The sequence below is a fragment of the Acidovorax sp. FG42 genome, assembly GCF_057809195.1.
Genome location: NZ_JBMDJM010000002.1, coordinates 1 through 17,657 on the forward strand (window position 1 = coordinate 1; position 17,657 = coordinate 17,657).

Annotated in this window: 17 protein-coding genes and 1 pseudogene; 14 read left to right on the plus strand and 4 right to left on the minus strand. The window is 63.4% G+C overall.

Annotated features, from left to right (window positions below; genetic code table 11):
- The 3 genes and pseudogenes from ACODSM_RS02625 to ACODSM_RS02635 all read left to right on the plus strand — a co-directional run.
- Nucleotides 1–717 (plus strand): annotated as a pseudogene (locus ACODSM_RS02625) (peptidase M48); the annotation flags it as partial.
- Nucleotides 718–820: 103 nt separating this feature from the next.
- Nucleotides 821–2,095: an RsmB/NOP family class I SAM-dependent RNA methyltransferase gene (locus ACODSM_RS02630; RefSeq protein WP_488804241.1), complete on the plus strand. Its 1,275-nt coding sequence runs from the start codon at nucleotides 821–823 to the stop codon at nucleotides 2,093–2,095.
- A 131-nt stretch (nucleotides 2,096–2,226) separates the two neighbouring features.
- A complete protein-coding gene (locus tag ACODSM_RS02635) occupies nucleotides 2,227–3,441 on the plus strand; it encodes a DesA family fatty acid desaturase (RefSeq protein WP_488804242.1) in 1,215 nt (404 codons plus the stop codon).
- 234 nt (nucleotides 3,442–3,675) lie between these two features.
- Here ACODSM_RS02635 and rpmG read toward each other — a convergent pair whose 3' ends face one another.
- From rpmG to trxB, 3 genes are all read right to left on the minus strand, one after another.
- Nucleotides 3,676–3,846, minus strand: a complete 171-nt coding sequence (gene rpmG / locus ACODSM_RS02640) for a 50S ribosomal protein L33 (RefSeq protein ID WP_005797189.1) — start codon at nucleotides 3,844–3,846, stop codon at nucleotides 3,676–3,678.
- A gap of 11 nt (nucleotides 3,847–3,857) precedes the next feature.
- Nucleotides 3,858–4,091: a 50S ribosomal protein L28 gene (gene rpmB, locus ACODSM_RS02645; protein ID WP_015013086.1), complete on the minus strand. Its 234-nt coding sequence runs from the start codon at nucleotides 4,089–4,091 to the stop codon at nucleotides 3,858–3,860.
- 269 nt (nucleotides 4,092–4,360) lie between these two features.
- On the minus strand, nucleotides 4,361–5,314 hold the full coding sequence (gene trxB, locus ACODSM_RS02650) for a thioredoxin-disulfide reductase (RefSeq protein WP_015013087.1): 954 nt from the start codon (nucleotides 5,312–5,314) through the stop codon (nucleotides 4,361–4,363).
- Nucleotides 5,315–5,500: 186 nt separating this feature from the next.
- Here trxB and ACODSM_RS02655 point away from each other — a divergent pair, with 186 nt between their 5' ends.
- The 11 genes from ACODSM_RS02655 (at nucleotide 5,501) to ACODSM_RS02705 (ending at nucleotide 17,077) form a co-directional block, all read left to right on the plus strand.
- A complete protein-coding gene (locus ACODSM_RS02655; RefSeq protein ID WP_015013088.1) occupies nucleotides 5,501–6,178 on the plus strand; it encodes a Crp/Fnr family transcriptional regulator in 678 nt (225 codons plus the stop codon).
- A 73-nt stretch (nucleotides 6,179–6,251) separates the two neighbouring features.
- On the plus strand, nucleotides 6,252–8,588 hold the full coding sequence (locus ACODSM_RS02660) for a DNA translocase FtsK (RefSeq protein WP_209817264.1): 2,337 nt from the start codon (nucleotides 6,252–6,254) through the stop codon (nucleotides 8,586–8,588).
- Nucleotides 8,589–8,632: 44 nt separating this feature from the next.
- Complete coding sequence (gene lolA / locus ACODSM_RS02665) at nucleotides 8,633–9,265, plus strand: outer membrane lipoprotein periplasmic chaperone LolA (protein WP_488804243.1); 633 nt, start codon at nucleotides 8,633–8,635, stop codon at nucleotides 9,263–9,265.
- Between the two features lie 94 nt (nucleotides 9,266–9,359).
- Complete coding sequence (locus ACODSM_RS02670) at nucleotides 9,360–10,715, plus strand: replication-associated recombination protein A (RefSeq protein WP_488804244.1); 1,356 nt, start codon at nucleotides 9,360–9,362, stop codon at nucleotides 10,713–10,715.
- A gap of 360 nt (nucleotides 10,716–11,075) precedes the next feature.
- Nucleotides 11,076–12,005, plus strand: coding sequence for a branched-chain amino acid ABC transporter permease (locus ACODSM_RS02675; protein ID WP_015013095.1), 930 nt, complete (start codon nucleotides 11,076–11,078; stop codon nucleotides 12,003–12,005).
- Between the two features lie 13 nt (nucleotides 12,006–12,018).
- Nucleotides 12,019–13,095, plus strand: a complete 1,077-nt coding sequence (locus ACODSM_RS02680; RefSeq protein WP_015013096.1) for an ABC transporter permease subunit — start codon at nucleotides 12,019–12,021, stop codon at nucleotides 13,093–13,095.
- 25 nt (nucleotides 13,096–13,120) lie between these two features.
- Nucleotides 13,121–13,903 carry an ABC transporter ATP-binding protein gene (locus tag ACODSM_RS02685; RefSeq protein ID WP_015013097.1) on the plus strand — a complete coding sequence of 261 codons (783 nt, stop codon included), beginning with the start codon at nucleotides 13,121–13,123 and terminating at the stop codon, nucleotides 13,901–13,903.
- 2 nt (nucleotides 13,904–13,905) lie between these two features.
- Entirely contained in the window at nucleotides 13,906–14,634 is a 729-nt protein-coding gene (locus tag ACODSM_RS02690) for an ABC transporter ATP-binding protein (protein ID WP_015013098.1), read from the plus strand.
- A 208-nt stretch (nucleotides 14,635–14,842) separates the two neighbouring features.
- Entirely contained in the window at nucleotides 14,843–15,205 is a 363-nt protein-coding gene (locus ACODSM_RS02695) for a DMT family protein (RefSeq protein ID WP_015013099.1), read from the plus strand.
- Between the two features lie 194 nt (nucleotides 15,206–15,399).
- Nucleotides 15,400–16,047 (plus strand): DUF47 domain-containing protein, encoded by a 648-nt coding sequence (locus ACODSM_RS02700; protein WP_055403060.1) that lies wholly within the window; start codon nucleotides 15,400–15,402, stop codon nucleotides 16,045–16,047.
- Between the two features lie 19 nt (nucleotides 16,048–16,066).
- Nucleotides 16,067–17,077 carry an inorganic phosphate transporter gene (locus tag ACODSM_RS02705; RefSeq protein ID WP_056747483.1) on the plus strand — a complete coding sequence of 337 codons (1,011 nt, stop codon included), beginning with the start codon at nucleotides 16,067–16,069 and terminating at the stop codon, nucleotides 17,075–17,077.
- Between the two features lie 127 nt (nucleotides 17,078–17,204).
- On the opposite strand, the gene ACODSM_RS02710 is transcribed toward ACODSM_RS02705, so the two are convergent.
- A complete protein-coding gene (locus ACODSM_RS02710) occupies nucleotides 17,205–17,651 on the minus strand; it encodes a TM2 domain-containing protein (protein ID WP_291445108.1) in 447 nt (148 codons plus the stop codon).
- Between the last annotated feature and the right edge of the window lie 6 nt (nucleotides 17,652–17,657).

A 17,657-nucleotide genomic window follows, 5' to 3' on the forward strand; every position in this document is an offset into this window, starting at 1 on the left:
CCCCCCCCCCCCCCCCCCGAGGCCCTGGGTGCATCGACGGCACAGAGCAGCGCCGGCGACCTGGTGGAACTGGCCCGTCTCAAGCGCCACCTGGACCCACATGCCGATGTGCGCGCCCTGTACGAGCTGGCGCTGCAGCGCAGCCCCGAATACCCTGCCGCGTTGCGCGGGCTGGTGCCCTGCCTGGCAGAGGATGATCGGGAGGGCAAGCTGCAGCTGCTGCACCGTCTGTGGGAAACGGGCAGCAGCGACCGCTACTGGGCTGCGCGCACGGCATTGGCCGAACTGGAGACCCCACGCCTGGGGCTGGACCACGATGCAGCCGCCTTCAAGCAATGGCGCAAGCGGCTGGAACGCGCGCAAGAATCCGAAGAGCGGGCCTGGGAAGAGCTGTCGGGCACCTCGTTCTTCAGCCGGATCGTGCGGCACGACCTCAGCTCGTTCGAGCTGGCCGAGCTGCAGTCCGAGCTGGCCCGCTGCGCACCGCTGGCGCGCTGCTGGCTGGTGTGCAAGAACCTGCGCGAATACCCCCAGCGCAGGGCCTACCTGGTGTTTGTCGAGTTGCCGGGCATGGACGATGAAAGCCGCTACCACCTGTGCCGCGCGCTGGAGCGCAACCTGAGCCTGCCGGGCCCCGCTCTGGTGCTGTGGGCGGGTGAGTCGCCGACCCTGCAGCAGATCGAGCGCTCGGCGTTCGAGCCGATCTACAGCCGCTGACGACCTGGCCGTGCATGGAGTGGCTTGCTCGTGGACTTGCGGCTGTCGCAGTGGGCGGGTGGGGGGATATTGGTAGCGCGGCGGGGAATGGGACAATCGCAGGATGCATCCCAAAGTTCTTCTCGACGCCTGCGCCGAACTGGTCAGGCTCACCCTCACGTTTGAACACCCCGCCGATGCGGTGGTGTCACGATTCTTCCGCGACAACCGGGGCCTGGGGCCGCGCGAGCGCGCCACGCTGGCGGAAACGGTCTACACCGTGCTGCGCAAAAAGCTGCTGTTCGATCACATGGCCCCGTCGGGCTCGGGCCCCAAGGAGCGCCGTCTGGCCATCCTGGGGTTTCATGGTCCGCGCGATTTTCTCAAGAGTGCCCTGACCGAGCAGGAAAAAAAATGGCTCGACCAGTGCGATGCGGTCACGGTGGACGACCTCATGGAGCGCCATCGCCACAACCTGCCCGAATGGCTGGTCAAACCCCTCAAGGATCAATTGGGCGACGGCTTCTGGCCGCTGGTGGAAAGCCTGGCGCAGAGCGCACCGCTGGATCTGCGTGTCAACGCACTCAAGGACAAGCGCGCCGACGTGCAAAAGGAGCTGGCCAAAGCGGGCATCAAGGCGCATCCCACGCCGTTTTCCCCTTGGGGCCTGCGCATTGACGACAAGCCCGCGCTGACCAAGCTGGACGCCTTCACACGCGGTGCCATCGAGGTGCAGGACGAGGGCTCCCAACTGCTGGCTCTGCTGCTGGATGCCAAGCGCGGCGAGATGGTGGTGGATTTTTGTGCCGGGGCCGGGGGCAAGACCCTGGCCATTGGCGCCAGCATGCGCAATACCGGGCGTTTGTACGCTTTTGATGTGTCGGGCCACCGGCTGGATGCACTGAAACCCCGCCTCGCCCGCAGCGGCCTGTCGAACGTGCACCCCGCCGCCATCGCCCATGAGCGTGATGACCGCGTCAAGCGGCTCGCAGGAAAGATCGACCGCGTGCTGGTGGACGCCCCGTGCTCGGGCCTAGGCACCCTGCGGCGCAACCCGGACCTCAAATGGCGCCAGTCGCCCAAGGCCGTCGAGGAACTGGTGGCCAAGCAGACGTCCATTCTGGACAGTGCGGCTCGCCTGCTCAAGCCGGGCGGCCGCTTGGTGTACGCCACTTGCAGCATCCTGCCGCAAGAAAACGAGGCCATTGCCGAGGCGTTCAGTGCCGCCCACCCGGACTTCCTGTTGTTGGACGCCAGCGAGCTGCTGGAGCAACTCAAGGTCGAAGGCGCCAAGGGTTTGTGCAGCGGCGGCGCATCGGGCAGTAGTTATTTGCGCTTGTGGCCCCATCTGCACCAGACTGACGGATTCTTTGCGGCCATCTGGGCCAAGAAGGACTGAAATGCCGGGGGTAGGGCTCTAAACCAGTGTAAACACGCTGGATTTCCCTGATCCTTTCAGAGGCAGGCCCTCTAAAATGAAATAGCTGCTTCGTTGGTGAGCAGGTTCTCTGTAGTAAGGTTTTTGTGAATATGCTGTTACCCGACTGGGCTGTACTGAACGCCGCCATTGACTGGCTGGGACATGGGTTGTGGAACCTGGCCTGGTGGCAGATCGTGTTGTACACCCTTGCCACGACCCACATCACCATCGCAGCGGTCACGATCTTTCTGCACCGCGCCCAGGCCCACCGCGCGCTGGACCTGCATGCCATTCCTTCGCATTTCTTCCGCTTCTGGCTGTGGATTGGGACCGGCATGGTCACCAAGGAATGGGTGGCCATCCACCGCAAGCATCACGCCAAATGCGAAACCGTGGACGACCCGCACAGCCCCCAGACCCGTGGGCTGGACACCGTGATGTGGCGCGGCGCCGAGCTGTACCGCGCCGAGTCCAAGAACATGGAGACGATCAAGAAGTTCGGTCACGGCACGCCCGATGACTGGATGGAGCGCAATGTTTACACCCGCTACGGCTGGCAAGGCGTGGGCCTGATGCTCATTCTGGACCTGGCCCTGTTCGGCGCCCTGGGCGCGGCAGTGTGGGCGGTGCAGATGCTCTGGATTCCGTTCTGGGCCGCCGGTGTGGTCAATGGTGTGGGTCACTACTGGGGCTACCGCAACTTTGAGGCGCAGGACGCCAGCACCAATTTGTCCCCCTGGGGCATCATCATCGGCGGCGAAGAGCTGCACAACAATCACCACACGTACCCCACGTCGGCCAAGTTCTCGGTCAAGCCCTATGAGTTCGACATTGGCTGGGTGTACATCAGCCTCATGAAGAAAATCGGCTGGGCTACGGTGAAGAAGGTGCCGCCCAAGCTGCAATTGGGCGATGTGAAGCCTGTGGCCGACGAAAAGACTTTGGAAGCCTTGATCGCCAACCGCTACGAAGTGATGGCTGGCTATGCACGCGGCGTGCGGCAGGCTTGCAGGGACGAGATTGCCGCGCTGCAGGCGCGTCAGGCCGATGTGTCGGTGCTCAAGGCGGCCAAGCGCTGGCTGCACCGCGATGCCGAGAAGGTGCCAGCGGGCGCCTTGTCGCAGTTGGCGCAGGCCCGTGCGGCATCACCGACGCTCGACAAGATGGTGACCATGCGTGAAGAGCTGCGTCAGCTGTGGTTGAACACCTCCCAGTCCCGCGAGCAGCTGACTGCTGACCTGCAAGCCTGGTGCCGCCGTGCGGAAGAAAGCGGTGTGGCGGCTCTGCGCGAGTTCTCCATCCGACTGCGCGCTGCGCGTGCCTGACCAGATGTTCTCAGGACGTTGAAGGGCTGGCTACAGGTCCGGGCACCTCAGGCGCACCTCCCAACAAACCGCTGTAAGGCCTTGTGCCTGCAGCGGTTTTTTGTTGGCTTCAGCGGAGAAGGAAGGAGCGCGGCGGGGATGCCGCCAGGCTGTACGCAAAGACCTGCATGCCCATGAAAAAAGCCGCCGGGCTGGACGCCGGGCGGCTTTTGGGAAGACCAGAAAGAGGCTGAATTACTTCAGCTTCATTTCCTTGTATTCCACGTGCTTGCGAGCCTTGGGATCAAACTTCATGATCGCCATCTTCTCGGGCATGGTCTTCTTGTTCTTGGTGGTGGTGTAGAAGTGGCCGGTACCCGCAGTGGATTCCAGCTTGATCTTGTCGCGTCCGCCTTTGCTTGCCATGGTGCTACTCCTTAAGCCTGGCCACGGGCACGCAGGTCTGCGAGCACCGAGTCGATACCGTTCTTGTCGATCAAACGCAGGGCAGCGCTCGAAACACGCAGGCGCACCCAACGGTTTTCGCTCTCAACCCAGAAACGGCGGTATTGCAGGTTCGGCAGGAACCGGCGCTTGGTTTTGTTGTTGGCGTGGGAAACGTTGTTCCCAGTCATGGGCTTCTTGCCCGTTACGTCGCAGACGCGTGCCATGAGGACACTCCGATACTGTATTAACGGCCGTTCGCTGAGCCCTGGGCGGTGGATTTGCCCAGGTTGGCTTGCGGCCTCACCTCGCCAGAAAGGGTGGCGGTAACCCGATTCGCCGGTTTCGGATGACCGCAAAAAACGGGCCGAATTCAGCAAAGCCGCAGATTATAGCCTGCAGCCCGATTTTTGTCGACGGGCCGCCCCAAGACAAAAAAGCCCCCTTGGGGGGCAGCGACCCGCGCAGCTGCGGAGCGTGGGGGTCTTGCTCGTGATCAAGCTTCTTGTTCAAGGAAGCGCTGCGCGTCCAGCGCGGCCATGCAGCCGGTCCCGGCGCTGGTGATGGCCTGGCGGTAAACGTGGTCCTGCACGTCGCCCGCGGCGAACACGCCGGGCACGCTGGTCTGCGTGGCAAAACCCTTGAGTCCGCCCTGGGTGATGATGTAGCCGTTTTCCATCTCCAGCTGGCCCTGGAAGATTTCGGTGTTGGGCGCATGGCCGATGGCGATGAAGCAGCCCTGCAGCTTGATGTCTTGCGTGCTGCCGTCCTGGGTGCTCTTGATGCGGATGCCCGTCACGCCCGTGTTGTCGCCCAGCACCTCGTCCAGTGTGTGAAACAGCTTGAGCTCGATCTTGCCCGCGGCGACCTTCTCGTGGAGCTTGTCCACCAGGATGGGCTCGGCCTTGAACTTGTCGCGGCGGTGCACCAGGGTGACCTTGCGGGCAATGTTGGACAGGTACAGCGCTTCCTCCACGGCGGTATTGCCGCCACCCACCACGCACACGTCCTGGTCGCGGTAGAAGAAACCGTCGCAGGTGGCGCAGCCGGACACGCCCTTGCCCATGAAGGCCTCTTCCGACGGCAGGCCCAGGTATTTGGCCGATGCGCCGGTGGCCAGGATCAGTGCGTCACAGGTGTAGGTGCCGCTGTCGCCGGTCAGGGTGAAGGGGCGCTTGCTGAAATCGACCTTGTTGATGTGGTCGAAGATGATCTGGGTCTTGAAGCGCTCTGCGTGCTCCAGAAAGCGCTGCATCAGGTCCGGGCCCTGCACGCCGTGCACATCGGCGGGCCAGTTGTCCACCTCGGTCGTGGTCATCAGCTGGCCGCCTTGGGCCATGCCGGTGATCAGCACCGGGTTCAGGTTGGCGCGCGCTGCATAAACCGCTGCGGTGTAGCCCGCAGGGCCTGAGCCCAGGATCAGAACTTTCGCGTGTTGGGTGGTGGACATGGTAAAAGCCTGTGTTTTGCGCCCGCTACATGGGGCGCTGTTGGGAAAGCTGGGGGTCGAGCCGCCGAGTATCAACCGGCGTCCGCTCGCACGAGTGGCCCCGTTTTCAATCACCGCGATTGTAAGAACCCATTGATAACCCGTTGCGGCTCCGGTTGGGTCGCGCCCCTGAAAGGAGATGTTTGCATGTCCACGATGTTGTCCAACCTCGACCTGCTGCGCCGGGTCCCCTTGTTCTCGCTGCTGACGGTGGCGCAGGCGGAGGTGATCAGCGGCGCGGTGATCAAGCGCCGCTTCAAGCGGGGCGAAGCGCTGGTGGAGCAGGGGCAAAAGTCCAATGCCTTGTTCATCCTGCTCACCGGCCGCGCCCGGGTCATGACCTCGGACAGCCGGGGGCGCGAGGTGATTCTGGCCACGCTGGCCCAGGGCGACTACCTGGGCGAGATGAGCATCATCGACAACGAACCCCATTCGGCCACGGTGCGTGCCGAGGTGCAGACCGACGTGCTGATGCTGGGGCGTGCAGAGTTTGCGCGCTGCCTGACGGAAAACGCCTCCATGTCGCTGGTGGTGATGCGCGGACTGGTCAAGCGGCTGCGCCACGCCGATCGCAAGATTGAGTCGCTCGCGTTACTGGATGTGTACGGCCGTGTGGCCCACGCCCTACTGGACTTTGCGGTCGCCGATGCACAAGGACAGCTGCTCATCAAGGAAAAAATCTCGCGCCAGGACCTGGCCAAGATGGTGGGCGCGTCCCGCGAGATGGTCAGCCGGGTGATGAAAGACCTGGAGGAGCGTGGCTTCATTGAAGCGTTGCCCAATGGGGCCACCTTGCTCAAGGACCGGCTGAACGCCTTGGGCTGAAAGTGGGGTGGCAGACCCTGCGCCGGGTGCCGCACCCGGCGCAATGCATGCGGTAAGCTCACCCCGCACGTTTATGACCTATTCCCTCAATACCCTGAATGCATCGGCGGCAGCCAAGTCGCCGCCCCGCACGGGCGCTGCCCGTTTTGGCCACGAAATCGCCTTGGTGGTGGGCTTGCTGGCCCTGGTTTTCTGGCTGCTGGCGCTGGTCAGCTATTCGGCGCAGGACGCGGCCTGGTCCACCTCCGGCGCCCGCGACGTGCGCTCTGTCGCCAACTGGGCGGGGCGTTTTGGTGCCTGGCTGGCCGATGGCAGCTACTTTGCGCTGGGCTTTTCGGTGTGGTGGTGCGTGGCGGCTGGTGTGCGCGCCTGGCTGTCGTCGCTAGCACGCTGGATGCGTGGGGGCGAAGTGGTGGCCGGTGCTGCCAGCCCCCTGGTGCGCCGGGCCACGTTCTGGGGTGGACTGGTGGTGCTGATGTGCTCCAGCACGGCGCTGGAGTGGTCGCGGCTGTACCGGTTTGAAACCTTCCTGCCTGGTCACGCTGGGGGCGTGCTGGGTTATGTGGTGGGGCCAGCCAGTGTGAAGTGGCTGGGTTTCACAGGCTCTGGGTTGCTGGCCATCGTGCTGGCGGTGGCGGGCGCAGCGCTGGTGTTCCGCTTCTCGTGGGGCCATGTGGCGGAGTTTCTGGGCGGGCGCATTGATGCGCTGGTGCAGTCTCGCCTGGCCAAACGCGAGGTGGCCAAGGACGTCGCCGTGGGCCGCAAGGCCGCCCGCGAGCGCGAGGTGGTGGTGCTCGAAGAGCGCACCGAAAGCGAAGTGCACCACCCTGAACCCGTGCAGATCATCGAGCCGGTGCTGGTCGATGTGCCGCAAAGCACCCGCGTGGTGAAGGAGCGCCAGAAGCCCCTCTTCACTGATATGCCGGACAGCAAGCTCCCGTTGGTGGATTTGCTCGACAGCCCACAGCAGCGCCAGGAGACCGTGGCGCCCGAGACGCTGGAGATGACCAGCCGCCTCATCGAGAAAAAGCTCAAGGACTTTGGCGTGGAAGTGCGCGTGGTGGCCGCCATGCCCGGCCCGGTGATCACCCGCTACGAGATCGAGCCCGCCACGGGTGTCAAGGGTTCGCAGATCGTGGGCCTGGCCAAGGACCTGGCGCGTTCGCTCAGCTTGGTGTCCATCCGCGTGGTGGAGACCATTCCCGGCAAGAACTACATGGCGCTGGAGCTGCCCAATGCCAAGCGCCAGTCGATCCGCCTGTCGGAGATCCTGGGTTCGCAGGTCTACCACGAGGCCAAGAGCATGCTCACCATGGGCCTGGGCAAGGACATTGTGGGCAACCCGGTGGTGGCGGATTTGGCCAAGATGCCCCACGTGCTGGTGGCCGGTACCACGGGCTCGGGCAAGTCGGTGGGGATCAACGCGATGATCCTGTCGCTGCTCTACAAGGCCGAGGCACGCGATGTGCGCCTTTTGATGATCGACCCCAAGATGCTGGAAATGTCGGTCTACGAAGGCATTCCGCACCTGCTGGCGCCCGTGGTCACTGACATGAAGCAGGCGGCGCACGGCCTGAACTGGTGTGTGGCCGAGATGGAGCGCCGCTACAAGCTCATGTCCAAGCTGGGCGTGCGCAATCTGGCGGGCTACAACACCAAGATCGACGAGGCCAAGGCGCGCGAAGAGTTCATCTACAACCCCTTCAGCCTGACGCCCGAAGAGCCCGAGCCGCTGCAGCGCCTGCCACACATTGTGGTCATCATCGACGAGCTGGCCGACCTGATGATGGTGGTGGGCAAGAAGATCGAGGAGCTGATCGCGCGCCTGGCGCAGAAGGCGCGGGCGGCCGGCATTCACCTGATCCTGGCCACCCAGCGCCCCAGCGTGGACGTGATCACCGGCCTGATCAAGGCCAACATTCCCACCCGCATTGCGTTCTCGGTGGGCTCCAAGATCGACAGCCGCACCATCCTCGACCAGATGGGCGCCGAGGCCCTGCTGGGCATGGGCGACATGCTCTACATGGCCAGCGGCACGGGCCTGCCGATCCGGGTGCACGGTGCCTTCGTGTCGGACGAAGAAGTACACCGTGTCGTCAGTTACCTCAAGGAACAAGGGGAGCCGGACTACATAGAAGGCGTGCTCGAAGGCGGAACTGTGGATGGCGAGGGCGATCTGTCAGGGGAAGGCGGCGGTGGTGAAGGCGGCGAGAAGGACCCCATGTACGACCAGGCCGTCGAAGTGGTGCTCAAGGACCGCAAGGCGAGCATCTCGTACGTGCAGCGCAAGCTGCGCATTGGCTACAACCGCTCGGCGCGGCTGCTGGAAGACATGGAAAAAGCCGGTCTGGTCAGCGCCCTCACAGCCAGCGGCCAGCGCGAAGTGCTGGTGCCCAACCGCAGCGAATGAGCAGCCGGACCGCAAGGCCGGCCCCCACCCCACAGGAGTTCGTGTTGAAAAAGATCGCTACTGCAATTTTGATAGCTGCTGCGGCAAGCGTGGCTAGCGCTGACGGCCTGAAAAGCCTGGAATCCTTCATGAAGGGCACGCAGACGGGCAAGGCGGACTTCACGCAAACCGTGACATCGCCGCCCAAGGACGGCCAGGCCGCGCGCACCAAGACGTCGAGCGGTAGCTTCGAGTTCCAGCGCCCCGGGCGTTTCAAGTTCGTCTACAAGAAGCCTTTCGAGCAGACCATCGTGGCCGACGGCCAGACGTTGTGGCTGTACGACGTGGACCTGAATCAGGTCACGCAGCGCTCGCAGTCGCAGGCGCTGGGCAGCACGCCCGCTGCACTGCTGGCGTCCGCGCCGGATTTGTCGGCGCTGAAGGCCGATTTCACGCTGGAGGCCGCCCCCGACGCCGATGGTTTGGAGTGGGTGCTGGCCAGCCCCAAGACCAAGGACGGCCAGCTCAAGAGCGTGCGCGTGGGCTTTGCGGGCGAGCAACTGGCGGCGCTCGACATCCTGGACAGCTTTGGCCAGCGCTCGCTGATCCGCTTCAATGGCATGCAGGCCAATGCGGCCTTGCCCGCCAGCACCTTCCAGTTCAAGCCTCCGGCAGGGGCTGATGTGGTGAAGCAATAGTTTGCTCCTAAAAATGTAGCTGCCGGCGCATGATTTGTAGGCGCTAGAGGCCTATCTGGCTTGAAAATCAGCCTACTGTAGACAGGACACGACCATGGCAGCACGCAGTGCCTCAGCCCCTTCTTCGGCGCACCCATCCAGCCACCAGCCCCTGGCTGAACGCCTGCGGCCCCGCACGCTGGGCGAGGTGATCGGGCAGCAGCATGTGCTGGGCCCAGGCATGCCGCTGCGCCTGGCCTTCGAGTCAGGCCGACCGCACAGCTGCATCCTATGGGGCCCCCCTGGAGTGGGCAAGACCACCATTGCGCGCCTGATGGCTGATGCGTTCGATGCGCAGTTCATCAGCATCAGCGCCGTGTTGGGCGGGGTCAAGGACATCCGCGAGGCGGTGGAGCAGGCCCAGGCCGCGCGCGACGGGCTCATGCAGCAGCGCACCATCGTGTTTGTCGATGAAGTGCACCGCTTCAACAAAAGCCAGCAGGACGCCTTCCTGCCGCATGTCGAATCAGGCCTGTTTACCTTCATCGGCGCCACCACCGAGAACCCTTCGTTTGAGGTCAACTCCGCGTTGCTGTCGCGGGCGGCGGTCTATGTGCTGCAGCCCTTGTCCGAAGAAGATTTGAAACGAATTGTGGCCCTGGCGCAGGCAGAACAAGCGCTGCCAGCTATTGAAAGCGTAGCAATCGACCGCCTGGTGGCCTACGCCGATGGCGACGCGCGCCGCCTGCTCAACACGCTGGAGACGCTGGCCATGGCGGCCGCGCAGGAGAAGCTCACCGAGATCACCGACGCGTGGCTGGTCAAGGTGCTGGGCGAGCGCATGCGCCGCTACGACAAGGGCGGCGAGCAGTTCTACGACACCATCAGCGCGCTGCACAAGTCGGTGCGCGGCTCCGACCCCGATGCTGCGCTGTACTGGCTGGTGCGCATGCTGGACGGCGGCGCCGACCCGCGCTACATGGCGCGCCGCCTGGTGCGCATGGCGGCCGAAGACATTGGCCTGGCCGACCCGCGCGCGCTGCGCCTGGCGCTGGACGCGAGCGAGGTGTATGAACGCCTGGGCAGCCCTGAGGGCGAGCTGGCGCTGGCCGAATGCGTGGTCTATCTGGCCGTCGCCCCCAAGTCCAACGCCGTTTACAAGGCCTACAACGCGGCCCGTGCCTGGGTCAAGCAGGACGGCACACGCCCCGTGCCCATGCACCTGCGCAATGCGCCCACCCAATTGATGAAAGAGCTCGACTACGGCAAGGGCTACCGCTACGCGCACGACGAAGAGGGCGGCTTTGCGGCAGGCGAAAACTATCTGCCCGAGGGCATGGCCGAGCCCGGCTTCTACCAGCCCGTGGAGCGGGGGCTGGAGATCAAGATCGCCCAGAAGATGCGGGATTTGCGAGAGCGCAATGTCGCCGCCGCCCACCCGGACGTGCAGGCGCCAGACACCGGCGTCTGATCGCGGGGCTGGCCTTTAGATCGCCCGGGAGTGGGGCGGCGCCTTTTCAGCCGAAGCTGCGTCCTTAAAAACCGCGTTATGCCGATTCGGCATGATCAAGGTAATAAGTTTGCACATCAATTATCTTGCGTGCATCAAAAATGCTTATGCAGTGCGTGGCGCGCTGATGTGACCAAAACCCGAGGGAAAACCCCGCCCGGCTTGGATTGGGGCGGTTGTGACTACTCGCTACAATCCCGTCCACAAACCCGCACAGCTGCATTCCTGGCGGGTTTTTTGCTAGATGGCAGTCGGGCCCACAAGGCTGTACCGATTCCGGTGCCAAAGCGGTGGGTACGTCACAAACGAAGGACTTCTCTTATGGACATTTTGCTGCAACAGATCATTAACGGTCTGGTACTCGGCAGCATGTACGCCTTGATAGCCTTGGGCTACACGATGGTGTACGGCATTATTCAACTCATCAATTTCGCCCACGGCGAGGTGCTCATGATCGGCGCCCTCACCAGCTGGAGCTGTATTGGAATGATGCAGGCCGCCATGCCGGGCGCGCCGGGCTGGACCATCCTGCTGCTGGCCACCATCATCGCGTGCGTGGTGGCTGCCACCCTCAACTACACCATCGAGAAGATTGCGTACAAGCCGCTGCGCAACAGCCCGCGCCTCGCACCCCTGATCACTGCCATCGGCATGTCGATCCTGCTGCAGACGCTGGCGATGATCATCTGGAAGCCCAACTACAAGCCGTATCCCACGCTGCTGCCCAGCACGCCGTTCCAGGTGGGTGGCGCCTTCATCACCCCCACGCAGATCCTGATCCTGGGTGTGACGGCGGTGGCCCTGGCTTCGCTGGTCTATCTGGTCAACCACACCAACCTGGGTCGCGCCATGCGCGCCACGGCGGAGAACCCCCGCGTGGCATCCCTGATGGGCGTGAAGCCGGACATGGTGATCTCGGCCACCTTCATCATCGGCGCCGTGCTGGCGGCCATCGCCGGCATGATGTACGCGTCCAACTACGGCACGGCACAACACACCATGGGCTTCCTGCCCGGTCTCAAGGCCTTCACGGCGGCGGTGTTTGGCGGTATCGGCAACCTGGCCGGTGCGGTGGTGGGCGGCATTCTGCTGGGCCTCATCGAAGCCATCGGCTCGGGCTACATCGGCACGCTCACGGGCGGTTTGCTGGGCAGCCACTACACCGACATCTTTGCGTTCATCGTGCTCATCATCATCCTGACGCTGCGCCCCTCGGGCCTGCTGGGTGAGCGTGTGGCCGATCGCGCCTGAGGAGCCTCACACCATGAAGAACACCAAAACCAACTGGATCATCGGCGCCGTGGCGCTGCTGGTGCTGCCGCTGATCCTGCAATCCTTCGGCAACGCCTGGGTGCGCATTGCGGACCTGGCCCTGCTGTATGTGCTGCTGGCCCTGGGCCTGAACATCGTGGTGGGCTATGCTGGCCTGCTGGACCTAGGCTACGTGGCGTTCTACGCCGTGGGCGCCTACCTGTTTGCCCTGATGGCTTCGCCGCACCTTGCGGACAACTTTGCGGCGTTTGCCGCCATGTTTCCCAACGGGTTGCACACCTCGCTGTGGATCGTGATACCGGTAGCGGCGTTGTTAGCGGCGTTCTTTGGCGCCATGCTGGGGGCGCCCACGCTCAAGCTGCGCGGTGACTACCTGGCCATCGTGACGCTGGGCTTTGGCGAAATCATCCGCATCTTCCTGAACAACCTGGACCACCCCGTCAACCTGACCAACGGCCCCAAGGGCCTGGGTCAGATCGACTCGGTCAAGATCTTCGGTCTGGACCTGGGCAAGCGCCTGGAGCTGTTCGGCTTCGACATCAACTCCGTCACGCTGTACTACTACCTGTTCCTGGTGCTGGTGGTGGTCTCCATCGTCATCTGCTACCGCCTGCAGGACTCGCGCATCGGCCGCGCCTGGATGGCCATCCGTGAAGACGAAATCGCCGCCAAGGCCATGGGCATCAACACCCGCAACATGAAGCTGCTGGCCTTCGGCATGGGCGCTTCGTTCGGCGGCGTGTCGGGTGCGATGTTCGGTGCCTTCCAGGGCTTCGTATCGCCCGAGTCCTTCAGCCTGATGGAGTCGGTCATGATCGTCGCCATGGTGGTGCTGGGCGGTATCGGCCACATCCCTGGCGTGATCCTGGGTGCCGTGCTGCTGTCGGCCCTGCCTGAAGTGCTGCGCTACGTGGCCGGCCCGCTGCAGGCCATGACGGACGGTCGCCTGGACTCCGCCATCCTGCGCCAGCTGTTGATTGCCCTGGCGATGATCATCATCATGCTGATGCGCCCCCGTGGCCTGTGGCCGTCGCCTGAGCACGGCAAGAGCCTGACGCAGAAGACCTGAAGAAGAACACCACCGAAAGTTAGCAATGACAGAGAAATCCAATGAAGTGGTGCTGAAGGTCGCCGGTATCTCCAAGCGCTTCGGCGGCCTGCAGGCCCTGTCCGACGTGGGCATCACCATCCAGCGCGGCCAGGTGTATGGCCTGATCGGCCCCAACGGCGCGGGCAAGACCACGTTCTTCAACGTGATCACTGGCCTGTACACCCCCGACGCCGGGACGTTCGAGCTGGCCGGCAAGCCCTACGAGCCCACGGCCGTGCACGAAGTGGCCAAGGCCGGTATCGCCCGCACCTTCCAGAACATTCGCCTGTTTGCCGAAATGACGGCGCTCGAGAACGTGATGGTGGGTCGCCACATCCGTACCAAGTCCGGCCTGCTGGGCGCGGTGCTGCGCACCAAGGGCTTCAAGGAAGAAGAAGCCGCGATTGCCAAGCGTGCCCAGGAACTGCTGGACTACGTGGGCATCGGCAAGTTTGCCGACTACAAGGCGCGTACCCTGAGCTACGGCGACCAGCGCCGCCTGGAAATAGCCCGCGCGCTGGCCACCGACCCGCAGCTGATCGCGCTGGATGAACCCGCTGCCGGCATGAACGCCACCGAGAAGGTGCAGCTGCGCGAGCTGATCGACCGCATCCGCAATGACAACCGCACCATCCTGCTCATTGAGCACGACGTGAAGCTGGTGATGGGCCTGTGCGACCGGGTGACGGTGCTCGACTACGGCAAGCAGATTGCCGAGGGCAACCCTGCCGAAGTGCAGAAGAACGAAAAAGTGATTGAGGCCTATCTGGGCACCGGAGGACATTGAGAATGGCCGAAAAATCCAACAAGGTACTGCTGCAGGTCAAGGGCCTGAAGGTCGCCTACGGCGGTATCCAGGCCGTGAAGGGCGTGGACTTTGAAGTGCGCGAAGGCGAGCTGGTCTCGCTGATCGGCTCCAACGGCGCTGGCAAGACCACCACCATGAAGGCCATCACCGGCACGCTGGCGATGAACGATGGCGACATCGAGTACCTGGGCGAAAGCATCAAGGGCAAGGGCGCCTGGGACCTGGTGAAAAAGGGCCTGGTCATGGTGCCGGAAGGCCGCGGCGTGTTCGCGCGCATGACCATCACCGAAAACCTGCAGATGGGCGCCTACACACGCTCCGACAAAGCGGGCATCCTGGCCGACATCGAGAAGATGTTCACCATCTTCCCGCGCCTGCGCGAGCGCAAGGACCAGCTGGCCGGCACCATGTCGGGCGGCGAACAGCAGATGCTGGCCATGGGCCGCGCGCTGATGAGCCAGCCCAAGGTGCTGTTGCTGGACGAGCCCTCGATGGGTCTGTCGCCCATCATGGTGGACAAGATCTTCGAGGTGGTTCGTGACGTGTACGCCCTGGGCGTGACCATCGTGCTGGTGGAGCAGAACGCCAGCCGCGCGCTGGCGATTGCCGACCGTGGTTACGTGATGGAGTCGGGCCTGATCACCATGACCGGCCCCGGCCAGCAACTGCTGAACGACCCCAAGGTGCGCGCCGCCTACCTGGGCGAATAAGCCGCTGCAGCACGTGCACCGCCCAGTCGGTGCCGCACTCTCTGAAAGGCACTCCAGTGGAGTGCCTTTTTTGCGCCTGCTGCCGGGTGCAGTCGAGCGAATGTTGCTATTAAATGAATAGCTGTCAAGGCATGTAACACCGGCGCGATCGGCTGATTTTGTTCATAATCGATCGATTCGTTCACTCTCTCAGCCCTGACGCCTCACCATGAACGCGCTCCAGTCCCTGCCCATCTCGCTGCAAACGGTGCTGCTGCTCACCGCCAGCAACATCTTCATGACCTTTGCCTGGTATGGGCACCTCAAGAACCTGGCCTCCTCGCCGTGGTACGTTGCAGCCCTCGTCAGCTGGGGCATCGCGCTGTTCGAGTACCTGTTGCAGGTGCCAGCCAACCGCATCGGCTTCACCCAGTTCAACGTGGGGCAGCTCAAGATCATGCAGGAGGTCATCACGCTGGGCGTGTTTGTGCCGTTCGCCGTGTTCTACATGGGTCAACCCCTGAAATGGGACTACCTCTGGGCGGGACTGTGTCTGGTGGGCGCTGTGTATTTCATCTTCCGGGGTGCCTGACGGGGGAAGGCCGGGGCGGGTGTCGCCCCGCCGTCCGCCGCCCGTGACCCTGTGCGCAGGGCGGCAAGACCGCATGAGGCGGCGGCATCAACCCCCTGCAGGGCGCACGGTTAAACTCGCCGGGTCACAAAAGCGTCATGGTTTTGTCATGGCGCAGCCTTTTCTCACCATTCGTTCCCGATCCAGGAGTCTCCATGCTGTTTGCCAAGCTGTTGCCACGCGAAGGCAATTTTTTCGAAATGTTCAACCAGCATGCGGACCGCATCGTCGAGGCGGCCCGGGCCTTCTCGCAACTGGTGGCCAACTACAGCGACCCGCACCTGCGCGACAAATACAACCAGGACGTGGACAACGCCGAGCGTGCTGCCGACCGCGTGACGCACGAGGTGAACAAGGCCATCCACAAGACCTTCATCACCCCCATCGACCGTGAGCAGATCCACACGCTGATCAACACCATGGACGACGTGGCCGACCTGATCCAGGACTCGGCCGAGACGATGGCGCTGTACGACGTGCGCCACATGACGGAAGAAATCACCCGCCTCACGGACCTGAGTCTCAAGTGCTGCGAGCGCCTGCGCGATGCCGTCAAGTTGCTCGACAAGATCGCCGACCCAGCCGTTGCCGAGGCCGCGCTCAAGACCTGCGAGGAGATCGACAAGCTCGAATCCGACGCCGACCGCGTGATGCGCAGCGCCATGAGCAAGCTGTTCCGCGAGGAGCCCGATGTCCGCGAGGTGATCAAGCTCAAGGCCATCTACGAACTGCTGGAGACGATCACCGACAAGTGCGAGGACGTGGCCAACTGCATCGAGGGCATCGTCCTCGAGAACTCCTGATCCGCGCAGGCTGACCAGTATGGAAACCGTACAGACGGCCCTCTGGGTTGTGGTTCTGCTCGTGGCCCTGGCAATCCTGTTCGACTTCATGAACGGGTTCCACGACGCGGCCAATTCGATCGCCACGGTGGTCTCCACCGGCGTGCTCAAACCGGCGCAGGCGGTGCTGTTTGCCGCCTTCTTCAACTTTGTGGCGATCTTCGTCTTTCACCTCAGCGTGGCGGCGACGGTGGGCAAGGGCATTGTGCAGCCGGGCATTGTGGATACGCACGTGGTGTTTGGCGCCCTGGTGGGCGCGATCACCTGGAACGTGATCACCTGGTACTACGGCATTCCCAGCAGCTCCTCGCACGCCCTCATCGGCGGCATCGTGGGTGCGGTGATTGCCAAGGCCGGTGCGGGGGCGCTGATCTCGGCAGGCATCCTCAAGACCGTGGCGTTCATCTTTGTTTCGCCACTGCTGGGTTTTGCGCTGGGTTCGCTCATGATGGTGGCGGTGGCCTGGATCTTCCGGCGCACGCGCCCGAGCAAGGTGGACAAATGGTTCCGCCGGCTGCAGCTGGTGTCTGCCGGCGCCTACAGCTTGGGGCACGGCGGCAATGATGCGCAAAAGACCATCGGCATCATCTGGCTGCTGCTGATTGCCACGGGGTACTCGTCGGCGTCTGATGCCTCGCCCCCCACCTGGGCCATCATCAGCTGCTACGTGGCCATTGGCCTGGGCACCATGTTTGGCGGCTGGCGCATTGTGAAGACCATGGGCCAGAAGATCACCAAGCTCAAGCCGGTGGGCGGCTTCTGTGCCGAAACGGGCGGGGCGCTGACCTTGTTCCTGGCCACCACGCTGGGCATTCCGGTCTCCACCACGCACACCATCACAGGCGCCATCGTCGGTGTGGGCTCCACCCAGCGCGCCAGCGCCGTGCGCTGGGGTGTGGCGGGCAACATCATCTGGGCGTGGATATTGACCATTCCCGCCAGTGCGTTTGTGGCCGCCGTTGCCTACTGGATCAGCCTGCAGCTGTTCTGATGGGCGATATGCCCAGGTGCTTCTGATTGCTATTAAATAGATAGCTTTCAGGGCAAGCAGCACTAGCGCAAAAGCCCCATTGAATGTGAATTCAATGGGGCTTTTTGTTTGGGTGCCTGTCGGCAGATCACTGAGAGATCTTGCGCGCTTCCTCGATCTGGTATTCAAAGTACCGCTGAAAACTGAACGCCAGGCTGGCCATCAGCACCGTGGTGCCAATCAGCAACGACACCACGATGGCGCCCACGGTGATCCATTGCGTCCTGCCCGGTGCGGCATCGGGCGGGGCACTGGGGTTGTAGCGCGCATTCCAGGCCTCGGGCGTCATCAGCGCATACAGGATGGCACGCAGCGCACAGGCGGCAATCGTGAAGCCCAGCAGCGGTATCAGCACCCAGCTGTAGTGGTCGTCCTGGCCGAGTTGCTGCACCCGCTGGATGCCATAGATGCCCAGCGCCGTGGGAATGGGCAGCAGCCAGCCGAGCATGTCGGACAGGCCGTGCAGATAGAAGCGGTGCAGGCCCAAGGGCCCGCCCACAAAGGCGAGCCAGGCCGCCACGGTTTTGTTTTTCATGGGGGC